We start from the raw sequence: 12,411 nt of genomic DNA, 5'->3' as shown, positions 1-12,411 counted from the left end.
AAGTCATCATTACCAATAACATTGCCTGCAAGCGGGGTGTTTTCATTGATGTTAAACACGTCATCTACCGCATCAGGTAAATTATCTGGAATATTGACTGGATCTGGAACTATATTTTGTACACTTACAGCGTTATCTAACTCCCCGGTGTCATAACCGGCACTAGCTAATAATTCGTTGCCGTCTCTTTCTAAAGTAACAAAGTCAGTTCCTTCATTACCATTTAAACCACCCGCAGCCGTATCTGGTAACTCAATATCATTATTATCTGATGCAATTAATTCTTGAATAGCATTTATGTCATTTTGGACACTATTGGTTGCTAGGTTAGGCGTTTGATTTTCAGGACTTTGCAGAATAACTTCAGGCTCTGACAGTTGGATTTCAGTGGTCAACACGCCGTCGGTCGAACCTATTACCTTTAGACTTGAACCATCAGCAAAAACTAAAGCAAGTTCACTCCCTCTTGAAAAAACTAAAACTGTCTCAGAGGCAATAACGTCACCAGTTTGTAAACTTGTACCAAGCGCCGATTCATTTGTTACTAACCCAGTAACCTCAACTATTTTGGCTTCTTGTGGGGTGGTGAAATTTTGCATGGACAATATTCCTAAATAATTTTTGGTTTCGTCAAATAAAGACAAATCAACCAACATCATAAGTCACATTTAATTTTAAATACGGACATGGAGCTAAATGTGTAATGAAAAGTTTTATAACTAACTAGACAAGATTAGCAAACAATAGGATAGATACTTACTTCTATTTAAATATATGGGTACTTATTGAGTATTTAGTTTCATACAGAGGTATAGAAACGAAAAAAGGGGAATATTTGAGAGCGATTCCAGACAGAACTCGCTCTGTAAAAATTTAAGCTTTAATACGACGAACTGTCAGTCCACATATAGCCAACACAAAAATAGCTAAAGTTGAGGGAGACGGAACATCTACAACACGTTTAAACACATAATTTACTACGTCACTGGCTGCTCTATCTTTTATATATGCAGAACTATCACCATCGTTATCATATTTTCCATCACCATTCAAATCGGCAACAATTGATTCGCTTTTCTCTACTGCTACTTGTCCATTAAAACCAAATTCATCGTAAAATGCTAAATGGTTGACAGAGTTATTAACCGTTGAAGTTGCAAAAATTTCACCGTGTCCCGTTGAAAAAAGTAATTCGGCAGCTTGGATACCATTTAAAGGTTTTGCGTAATCCCCCCAACAGGTTTGTTGATTAGCTCCTGGTAGATCACAACTTCCATCGGCATCATCAAAACTTGGGCCATCAGCCAAGTTAAATGAGCCAACATAGTCCCATTCAACACCAGCCGAATCAGTATAAATTACTGTGGCATTTGACTGCCCGACGAAACACATTGATAAAACTGCGGCGAATAAGACTCTTAAAAATTTAGTATTCATAAAACTCTCCTTGATAGTTAATCTTAAACTATCAGACTACATTGAATAAATTATCTATTTGTACTCTAGTATAAAAATAAATAATTAACTACTTGGATTGAATAAAGCAATAAACGATCCAACTATTTTATTTATATAATATTCAACAAGTTAATAGATTTAGAAATATATCTATTAAGCGATTGTTAAAAAAGTGGACAGATTATCGACTATTAGTAATAGGTATTATTTTGCCGCTACCACAACAAATATTCCCACTTTTGCCTCTATAACTTGCACTTTAGTGCCAGCTTCTAAACTATCCGAGCTTTCAAGTTTCCAATCAATACCTGAATAGCGGTATATAGGAGACTGCTCGGCAGACACATTGTCAGTAAGTGTAAAGCTATGGCCAATTAGATCACCTTTAGCTTTGGTTGTGTCGACTTTGTTTTGTGAATTTTTTAAAGGCGTCCATAAGATACTAGCGCATAAGGCTGTAATGATGCCTGTACTCAAACAAGCACTTAACAGTGAATTGGGAATAATCTCCACAAATAATAAACCTGATGTTGCTATGGCTGCGACGCCAACAAAAAACAGTACAAAAGTAGAGAAACCCAGTACCAAAATTTCAATCACCAATAAGACGATACCTATTATAAGTAGGCTTTCTGCCAAATTATCCGTTACCCAGCTCATAAGTTACCCCTTATTTAGCTGATTAATAATAGTAGTTGCTTGAGCCACAATATTGGCTGCATCGGTTCCGCCATCAGGTAATAAAACAACCGAGGATTCTTTCGCAATGGCCTGTTTCGCTTCAATTGCTTTAGTAGCCAAATCCAACTGAATCGCTTTTTGTCCTTCATCTGTTGCTGCGGCTTCACCGACTTGCCTAAGAGCCTCAGCTTGTGCTGTGGCAACGGCAACAATCGCTTTTGCTTCACCTTCGGCTCTTAGTACTTGCTCCGATTTATCTGCTTCAGCAGCTAATACCACAGAAGCTTTTTCACCTTCTGCACGGTTTATTGCTGCTTGGCGATCACCTTCTGATTCAAGTATTTGAGCGCGTTTAACACGCTCTGCTTTCATTTGCGCTTCCATGGCTTCCATCACAGAATGAGGCGGCACGATATCTTTAATCTCATACCTCAATACTTGAATTCCCCATGGACTGGCAGCCTCGTTAATCGCAGCCACTATATTCGTATTTAATTGGTCACGCTCTTCAAAGGTTTTGTCTAACTCCATTTTACCTAACTCAGAACGCATTGTAGTTTGGGCTAACTGAGTAACAGCAAAAACGTAATCATCTACCCCATAAGTGGCCTTGACGGGATCTAGCACTCTGAAATATAAAACACCATCTACATGTAAAGAAATGTTGTCTTTGGTTATGGCGCTTTGCTCTGGCACATCTACCGCTTGTTCTTTTAACGAACGGTCTGCGGACACTCGGTCGATAATAGGCATGATAAAATTTAAACCCGCTTCTTTGGTAGATTGATACTTACCAAAACGCTCAATAACGTAGGCTCGATTTTGTGGCACAAACTTAATGGAGCCTTTCAGCAATACCACTACAAACACAAGAATAAATGTTTGTGCTGTTAAAATATAATCGAACAAAACTTCCATAACTGGCTTCCTTTTTAGGTGTAATTATTTATCCAACAATCTAGATATATGGTTGATTCTTATACTTTTCAAGTAACCTCTATGGATCCTAGGTTTAGACTCGTTTTTTGACTTGTAGCTTAATTCATCCATGCATAACTAAACTTCATAAATACAGACTGTTCGTTTTTTGTTAGACGTTGTATTAACTCATTTTGTTCCGCTGAATCGGAATATCCAACAAAAAACTTTGTGAGAGGATTGAGTTTGTATGAATACAACAACTGCGTACCTAAACTTTTGTATTCTTCATCTACTTCATCATGTAAGTATAGATCCTGATTTCTGGTGATGTCTGAACGCACAAAAATTAACCGTAAAAACTGCTTTTGATCAAACTGATAGGTAATACGCATATCCGTTAGATTAGCTTTAAATAAATTGTCTTGTTGGATATCTAATTTTTTATAAGTGTGTCGCACACTTAGCTGTAAGTGATCACCTACATCTAAAGAAATTCTAGGTCTAATTTGTAGTTGTTTACCCAACCTGTTGTTATCAAAATCAATTTGGTCGCCATAAGACAATGACATATTAAAATACAATGCCGAAACCGGTCGTGCTTCAAAAAACATGCTTGATTGATTTTCTGTAAATAATGTTGTGTTGTTTTGAATAGACAACAAACTAGGATCGTGGCGCAAGCCTACCCTTTCTCTTTGCACTTGACCTATCTCAAAGTAAGACTGAAATTTTCCATGAACACTTACATACACTTCAGCTTCTTTTTCCAACACTTCATTAGCATCGTTATGAGAAATATCCCAATCACCTGACAATCTAACCCTGTGCCACCAAGTATTTTCGCTATACCAATTATAACCAGCTCCAACCACCACTCGATTGCGATCAACACGTGAGCCAAATCCCAAATCCCTACGAAACCCTTCTCCTACCGATTCGTATCTTAGTTCAGTAAACCAATCCCGCTCCTCATGGTAATAAGCCAATCGATAAGCGTTATCACTAAAACTATCTTCTTTTTGTAAACGTAATGACGTTTCATTTGAGTCGCTGCTTTGTGAACAATCGTTGTCACAAAACTCTTTGTATAACTCTATTGGATACTGAGTATCAGATGACAAGAATTGAGCGACCAATATATCTTTAGACGTCACCTGATATTTAGCATCTAACCCATTAACATAATTGTGATAAAAATCTGCATCTCGCAAAGTGCTTGTCCAGCCAATAGACAACTGACTTGATAAGTCATGACGATAACGAGCAGCCACGTTAATCGATTCTCGGTCAAGTATTGCCACATTTGAGCCCAAGTTACCTGGCACGATAAAACTCGTGTTTTCATCATTAGCAACAAACAAACCAAATGTATGCTGGTCGACTCTGCCTGTTACTTTCACCCCATAATCTGGCGCATTCACATTTCGAGTATGAACAAGATTGAAGTTACTCGTAAAATAATCTGAGTTTTCCAAAAAGAACGGCCGTTTTTCATCGAAATATAGGGCGAAAGTATTGTTGATGCTAAGCTGAGCTACGTCAGATTCAACTTGAGAGAAATCGGGGTTGAGTGTGGCTTGCAAAGACACCTCAGGTGTAATTCCCCATTTTACGTCTAAGCCGACTTCTTGGTTATTACTATCGTCCCAAATATTACTGCCATAAATATCTCTTTCGCGACCTTTACCCACAACTAAAGTAGGTACAAAAGTTAAATTTTTGCCTTGCTTACTCTTTTTAAATCCGGATATTTCACCTAGTTGACACAAGGTGCAACTATTGTTTCTGTCTTTTGGCATGTTTGAAATTCTTAACTTGTCCTGCCTCGGATAAAAACGTACAAATTCAGCCCCCCAGGTTTTAATATTTTCACTTTCTTCAAAGTTCATAATTTGCAAAGGGATAGCTATTTCCACTTGATAGCCACCTTCTAAAATTTTCCCAGCTGAACGCCAAACAGCATCCCAATTATCGCTTTCGTTACCTGTCATTTCATTTTCAATGGCGTCTGCTTGAACACCAAACGGATTCACAAAAAATTCGTAGGCAATTCTACTGTCATTAAAAGGATCAAGTTTTACCCCAACTAAGTCATGACTCCATATTTTATCTCTATCTCTATACGAGGTACGTATTTGTGATACATCAGGGTCTAGTGCTTCAAAAGACACATACAGGGTTTGCCCATCTTCAAACATGCGCACAATTGTGGTGACGGGTGGTGCAGTATTTTCAAATGGGGAGGTAACATATTTGAGCTCAAACTGTTTTGCCGTTTGCCATTGAACTTCGTTCAGCTCACCATCAAGTACAACACCCATTTGTAAGTTAGGTACCGTCATTGAAGATTGACCCAAAGCTGTCGAACAAAGTAATACGGTAAGTAAGATAGATAGAGAAATTCGTAACACTGCTTAATATTCCAATAAAAATGTAAATGTTATGCTGAGGCTTTGACGGCACATAGCATAACCTATTATTCCGCTTAATATATTATCTTGCGTTGGATCAGCAAGTTAGTCAGACCAACAAAAAATCCTGACGCTATGCTGAAGAACTAACCACCTTATTGCGGCCTGTTTCTTTGGCTTGATAAAGCGCTTTGTCTGCTTCAGAAAAAGTTTGGCTGATAGGCATATTGAGTTTAAATTGGGCCACACCGATGCTAATGGTGATATGGCCGACTGTAAGAATATTTGTAGCTGCAACAGCTTTTCTGATGCGCTCAGCTAGCTGACTAGCCTGCTCTATTTTTGCGCCTTGAGCTATTAATAAAAACTCTTCGCCTCCCCATCGACCTATCGTATCTTGTGGCCGTAAGTTCTTTTCTAAACAACTAGTTACTGCTCTCAAAACGTCATCACCCACTAAGTGACCATAGGTATCGTTAATATGTTTAAAATTATCTAAATCTATAAGAAGTAATGAAAATGGCTCTGAATCAGACTCTAAATGCTCTAATTCACTTTGTAACATCCGCCTATTACCAATCCCTAGTAATCCATCGATGTTCGCTGCCTTTTCCATTTTTTTAGCATACTTGGCGGTTTCGTTTTTCGTTTGTTTAAGCCGAATGACACCAAATAAACATAATATACACACCCCCTGAGCAAATACAGCGTTGATAAACACAGCATGAATTTCATCACTAATACCAGGGAAAATATCTGTATAGGATATAATTAACAACAATATAATCAGCGCATAAAAACCCAACACTGTGAAAATTGCCTGCCTTTGAGGCAGAAATAAAAAAGCAATAATATAAACAATCGGCACCCACTGTAGAGAAGAGGCAGTTGAATACATCTCGCCTGTTTGAGCAGCCTGATAAAAAGCAGCTGTGGTAAGAAATATTAAGTACGTTGCTAGATAAAAATATACAAAAACTTTAATCAGCTTAATTTTATTTTTAATGAAACTAAAATAAAAACAAATTGGCAAAATGATTAAGCTTATAAAATTTCCAATTCGATCTTGTGTTGCTGCAATTCCAAGGTATTCTTCAAAAGCCCACAATCCAGAAATAGACATGATAACGACCAATAAAAAGCCGTTAAATATATTGTCATTCGAAAGTGTGAGCCTTTTCATTTTAATTTAAACCTAGTTCCCTAGTCATATTTTCATTTTTATCTCTATGCACAATGATGTTGTCTTCAATCCGGATACCACCAAAAGGTCGCATAACATCTACCTTATCCCAGTTGATATATTTAGAATGTTCACTGGCTTTTAAATCAGCTAACAAGCTATCAATAAAATACAATCCAGGTTCGATTGTGAATACTTGTTTAGCTTCAATCGTGCGCGTAGTGCGCAGAAACGGATGTTGACTGGGTGGCGCCAAAGGTGTGCCTCTATCATCAGAGACATGTCCTGCAACATCATGCACCTGTAAACCTAAAAAGTGCCCAATTCCGTGAGGAAAAAATGTACTGACAATACCTTTTTCTACTGCTCCATCAGCAGACAAGTTAACAAACCCAAAACTTTCTAATATTTGGGCTATTTGTTGATACGCCTGAACATGAATTTGGCCATATGCAACAGTAGGTTTAAGTTGCTCAACTAACCCCAAGGTGACGTTGTGCAACGCTTGAATTAATTCTGAAAACAAGCCTGACTGCTGGCAATAAGTTCGAGTAATATCAGCGGCGTAACCATGAAAACTAGCACCTGCATCAATTAAAAATGAGCGACTTTCAGCAGGAGCTTGGGTATCTAATTCAGTGTAATGTAATATTGAAGCATTTTGATTTAAGGCAATAATATTATTGTAGGGCACACTATTATCGCCCTGACGCACTGCACAAAGATAAGCCAGGTTTATATCAAACTCGCTCAGACCTTGCTCAAAGGCTATTTTTGCGGCTCTATGACCATCTACAGCTACGCGATTAGCCTCACGCAAACAACCCAATTCGTAATCCGTTTTGTAAGCCCGCTGATAATGCAAATAATGCATAACGCGGTCAGGGTTGACCAGTTCGAAACCGAGTGCTTTTGCCACTTCAATGTATTCACCAACATAGGCGTATTTACTTTTATCAAATGGTAGGTGTTTTTCTACAGCGTCAGCTTGTGTAAGTAACACAATGTCAAATTGCTCTGCCCAAAAGTCATTGGGTTCATCGGGCACTTTATGCCAAAAATCTTTTGGTCGGTAAAAGATCAATTTTGGTTTATCTACACCGTTTACGATTAACCAACAATTGGGATTATCGACAACAGGCAACCAAGCCTTGAATTGCGGGTTAACCGAAAATGGATAATTATTATCATCCAAAAACATACGTTTGCTTTGTCCAGAATGAATAATCAAACCATCGATAGATTCCCGCTGTAATGCCTCACGAGTACGGCTTTGTAACTCAATAATATGTTGTGGATAACTTGTTGATACTTTTGACATGTTTAACTCTAGAACAAATATTTAATCTCTAGAAGTTAGACTACCATAAGCTTTATGTCTGTATACAGATTTACATTTATAAGCTGAGTTGGCCTTTTGGGCTAATCTTCATTTTTGCAAGATCTTTAAAAGCGTTATCTTTTCCGCCTAAATGTTGACTATAAATTTGTTTATAGGCCAACACGGCTTTGACATAATTTCTGGTTTCTTTATAGGGGATCGTTTCTATCCACAAGTCTATAGGCATAGGACTAGATTCGGGTAACCACTTCTTCACTCTTCGCCAGCCAGCATTGTAAGATGCAGTGGCCAAAATGGGGTTGTTATACATTTTATCCATTAAGTAACGCATATATCGTGTGCCCAACGCGACATTCTCTTCTGGATTAAATAAAGTTGAACGAGACACCGTTTTTTTAACCAAGTATCTAGCAGTTCCTGGCATCACTTGCATCAGTCCTAATGCGCCAACGCCAGATGCAGCATCAGGCATAAAAGAGCTTTCTCTGCGCACAATCGCATATGCCCAAGCAAGATCAATATTATTTTTCTTTGCGTTAAATTCTAAATGTACGTCAAAAGGCATAGGAAAACGTCTGGCTAAATCGTCTAAATAACCTGATTTAGAAAATCCGAAGATAGCTTGATCATGCCAACCTTTTTCATTAGCCAGTACAGCAGCTGTTGCTTTGTCTTCTTGGGTTAACTGAGTCTGCAAAAAATTCCATTCTCTTCTAGCACTAACTTGTCTGCCTAACGCCCTAAATTCTAGCGCTCTTTGTGCAGCTGGATGTTCTGCTATCGCTTGTAGTTCAAGTTTAGAAGGCTGCAATGGTTTGTTATTTAAATTAGCCATTTGAGATAACTGCCCACTAGCTAAAAAACCGTAATAATGACGTTGCTGAGACAACTTTTTAAAAGATGCAGACGCCAACTCATTTGCATTAAGCTGTTCATATGACCGCGCTTTCCAATATTCAAATATGTTATCAGCGGCCACATCGGCAGGCACTGAGTTGATCATATTTAAAGCATTCTGCCAGCTTAACTCTCTTAATAAATGCGCTAAGTGCCAGCGAGCTAATTCATTATCAGGCGTATAATGACCGGCTTTTTCTAACCACATTCCCGCTTTATCGTGATCAATTAGCGTCAGAGACACGGCAAAACGATGTGAGATAGCTTTTAACTGTTCCTCAGTAAAGTCGTATCGCTTAGACAATTTTTCCCAACTTCTTAAAGCTAAATCTCTATCGCGCCACACCAAACGTTTTAGTCCGTATGTCAGTATTTCTTGTTCTAAATGTTTTAATTTCCGAGGAAAGTTAGACACTCTACTAACCTGACTTGGCGACCGACGTACTTTTAACCATAAATCAGCCAAATATTTTTGATTCTCAGGTAACAAGGTCTTCAAATAAGGAATGAGAGTATGGTTACCACCGTCTGCAGCCAAAGATAAGCGCTGCCAAACCATTTCAGGTGTGCGTTTTCCAGCTTGTTTCCATTTTTTAAATAAAGGGTCGCAAGCTTTAGGTTGTGATTTCCCCACCACCCAATATTGGCTAGCTAATTCAAGTCCCTCTTGTTCCGTTTTAGGATTGTTTAATAGGTTTTCAGCATGTATACAATTTAGTCCTGTATCACCAATATCACGATAAAAATGTTCGAACATCGCAGGTTGTTTCTGTTTAGCCAAATAAGCCAACCACTTTTTCCGTAATGGCCAATCTAAAGGTGAAAATTTATGCTTCTCTAGAAAATTTTCAATAAGCTCTCTATTTGCCATATAAGGATATTTCCTTAAAGTTTTTAACTCTATATATGGACGTAACGGATATCCTTCCAATTGAGTCATTAACCTTTTGTACGTTTTACTTTTTGGGTTGTGTGCAACACCTTCAGCATGGGCAAATATTTTACGTTGTTGCTCAACAGTCACGCTGGCACTGACATTAAAATTCATCAATGAGGTAAAAAAAGCAAAAAACAAAACACTAGATGACGAGAGAATAATAAAAAAGTCCTAAGAAAAAAGAGTGGTTAAAGATACCCCATATAACAAATATTATCGGTATCTATTTCAAAAATTCACCCACCAACTGGAATGACCAGTTGCAATAATTCAATTTATACACATAATAAGAGGTCTTGATATCAAATGTTAAATGTTTGGTTACAGTTATTAGTGTGTTTAACATTTTTTATATCAACCTTATTTGGAGATGAAAATTTCCTAAACATTTTAGCAACTGCCATAGGAGATAATCATGATTTACAAAGGCAACAACCTTAAGGTCCACCTGTTGCAAGACGGCATTGCAGAACTCGTTTTTGATGGGCAAGGTTCGGTAAATAAGTTTGATCAGCAAACTGTTGAGGAATTAGAAGCAGCTACCCAAGCCTTAGAAACAACTTCAAATATTAGCGGCTTAATTGTTCGTTCAGCTAAACCCGCGTTTATTGTTGGTGCGGATATTACTGAGTTTACTGCACTATTTGATATGCCAGAACAAGACATTATCTCTTGGGTTGCTAAAACTTCTCAAGTATTTAATCGTTTTGAAGATTTACCATTCCCCACCATCGCTGCTGTAAATGGTTTCGCTTTGGGTGGAGGCTGCGAGATGGCCTTGGCCTGTGATTTTCGAGTAGCGGATACAAGCACCAGGCTAGGTCTACCAGAAGTTAAATTAGGCATTATGCCTGGCTTTGGCGGGTCAGTACGTTTACCTCGACTAATTGGCGCAGATAACGCTCTTGAGTGGATGACTACCGGCAAAGATTGCAAACCAGAAAAAGCATTAGCAGTGGGTGCCGTGAATGCAGTGGTATCCCCTGAAAACCTTGAAAAAGCAGCGCTGAGCATGCTCCAAGATGCTATTGCCGGTGAGTTTGATTGGCAAGCAGCACGCTTGGAAAAAACTTCTCCTTTACAGCTCAATACAAACGAAGCCGTGATGAGCTTCTCTACAGCTAAAGCTATGGTAGCTGCTCAAGCGGGCAAACATTACCCAGCCCCTCATATGATAGTCAATACCGTTGCTAAAGCGGCGGGACTCGAAAGAGACGAGGCTTTGGCGTTAGAAAACCAAGGTTTTGCTACTTTGGCTAAAACCGATGAAGCGAAAGCCCAAGTGGGCATATTTTTAGCTGATCAATTGGTAAAGAGTAAAGGTAAAAAACAAGCTAAAGCCGCTACGCACTCAGTGAATCAAACTGCCGTATTAGGTGCTGGTATTATGGGTGGAGGTATTGCTTACCAGTCCGCAGTAAAGGGCACTCCAGTCATAATGAAAGACATTAACCAAGGGGCGCTAGACCTTGGGTTAAATGAAGCGGGCAAAATTCTAAGTAAAGGCATGCAAAAAGGCAGAGTAGATGCGAAAAAAATGGCTGCCACTTTAAATAAAATCACACCATCTTTAGAGTACAGCGCAATTAAAGATGTAGATCTAGTCATTGAAGCAGTTGTCGAAAACCCCAAAATAAAAGGTTTAGTATTGGCAGAAACAGAACAAAATGTGTCAGACGACACCATTATCTGCTCAAACACCTCCACTATTTCTATCAATCAATTAGCTCAAAGCTTAGAAAAACCAGAACGTTTCTGTGGCATGCACTTTTTTAACCCAGTACATCGCATGCCATTAGTAGAAATTATTCGAGGTGAAAAAACCTCAGAACAAACCATATCTGCGGTTGTTGCTGCCACGTTAAAAATGGGTAAAACACCTATTGTGGTAAATGACTGTCCAGGATTTTTAGTTAACCGTATCTTGTTCCCTTATTTTGCCGGATTTAGCCAGTTATTAATTGATGGGGCTGACTTTGTTGCAGTCGATAAAGTAATGGAAAAAGTATTCGGTTGGCCTATGGGCCCTGCATTTTTACTAGATGTAGTCGGTTTAGACACCGCTAATCATGCTTCTAGTGTCATGGCAGAAGGTATTCCTGAACGCATGCAAAAAATTAAAAATGACCCTGTCACACTTATGTACACTGCTCAACGATACGGTCAAAAAAATGCAAAAGGTTTTTACAACCACGGTGTAGACAAACGTGGCCGTCCAAACAAAGTAGCTGCAGATGAGGCTTACGCCTTGTTATCTGATCATTGTGCGGGTATTAAAGATTTTGATACAAACGACATCATTGCCCGAGTGATGGTTCCTATGGCTAATGAAGCTATTCGCTGCTTAGAGGAAGGCATTGTCGATAGCGCTGCTGAAGCAGATATGGCTTTGTTATATGGTCTTGGCTTCCCTCCATTTAAAGGCGGAATTTTCCGCTACATTGAAACCATGGGTTTAAGTAACTTTGTTGCATTGGCAGATAAGTATGCCGATTTAGGTCCCACTTATCAGATTAGTGATGGGGTACGCGAAATGGCTACATCCAATAAATCTTATTTTGCCCAATAAACACAGGAGATG

At 38.7% G+C, this 12,411-nt stretch carries 9 protein-coding genes; 1 reads left to right on the top strand and 8 read right to left on the bottom strand.

Features of this window, described 5'->3' with window-relative positions; translation table 11 throughout:
* The 8 genes from ACSHXM_RS06680 to ACSHXM_RS06645 all read right to left on the bottom strand — a co-directional run.
* On the bottom strand, positions 1-599 hold a 599-nt coding region (locus tag ACSHXM_RS06680), incomplete at its 3' end, for a retention module-containing protein (RefSeq protein ID WP_435687968.1).
* 274 nt (positions 600-873) lie between these two features.
* A complete protein-coding gene (locus ACSHXM_RS06675; RefSeq protein ID WP_435687967.1) occupies positions 874-1,437 on the bottom strand; it encodes a hypothetical protein in 564 nt (187 codons plus the stop codon).
* A gap of 225 nt (positions 1,438-1,662) precedes the next feature.
* On the bottom strand, positions 1,663-2,118 hold the full coding sequence (locus tag ACSHXM_RS06670; protein ID WP_435687966.1) for an NfeD family protein: 456 nt from the start codon (positions 2,116-2,118) through the stop codon (positions 1,663-1,665).
* Positions 2,119-2,121: 3 nt separating this feature from the next.
* The gene (locus ACSHXM_RS06665; RefSeq protein ID WP_435687965.1) at positions 2,122-3,057 is read right to left on the bottom strand and encodes an SPFH domain-containing protein; all 936 of its coding nucleotides are present in this window, start codon (positions 3,055-3,057) and stop codon (positions 2,122-2,124) included.
* 119 nt (positions 3,058-3,176) lie between these two features.
* Positions 3,177-5,471, bottom strand: a complete 2,295-nt coding sequence (locus tag ACSHXM_RS06660) for a DUF5916 domain-containing protein (protein WP_435687964.1) — start codon at positions 5,469-5,471, stop codon at positions 3,177-3,179.
* A 133-nt stretch (positions 5,472-5,604) separates the two neighbouring features.
* Positions 5,605-6,654 carry a GGDEF domain-containing protein gene (locus ACSHXM_RS06655; protein WP_435687963.1) on the bottom strand — a complete coding sequence of 350 codons (1,050 nt, stop codon included), beginning with the start codon at positions 6,652-6,654 and terminating at the stop codon, positions 5,605-5,607.
* Between the two features lies 1 nt (position 6,655).
* On the bottom strand, positions 6,656-7,975 hold the full coding sequence (pepQ, locus tag ACSHXM_RS06650; protein WP_435687962.1) for a Xaa-Pro dipeptidase: 1,320 nt from the start codon (positions 7,973-7,975) through the stop codon (positions 6,656-6,658).
* Positions 7,976-8,051: 76 nt separating this feature from the next.
* The gene (locus tag ACSHXM_RS06645; RefSeq protein WP_435687961.1) at positions 8,052-9,941 is read right to left on the bottom strand and encodes a transglycosylase SLT domain-containing protein; all 1,890 of its coding nucleotides are present in this window, start codon (positions 9,939-9,941) and stop codon (positions 8,052-8,054) included.
* A gap of 304 nt (positions 9,942-10,245) precedes the next feature.
* On the opposite strand from ACSHXM_RS06645, the gene fadB reads away from it, so the two are divergent.
* Entirely contained in the window at positions 10,246-12,399 is a 2,154-nt protein-coding gene (gene fadB, locus ACSHXM_RS06640; protein ID WP_435687960.1) for a fatty acid oxidation complex subunit alpha FadB, read from the top strand.
* Positions 12,400-12,411 lie beyond the last annotated feature (12 nt).

Source organism: Paraglaciecola sp. (assembly GCF_051252315.1).
Taxonomy (GTDB): Bacteria; Pseudomonadota; Gammaproteobacteria; order Enterobacterales; family Alteromonadaceae; genus Paraglaciecola.
Note: the sequence above shows the minus strand (reverse complement) of the source record. Positions and strands in the feature narration are given on the sequence as shown.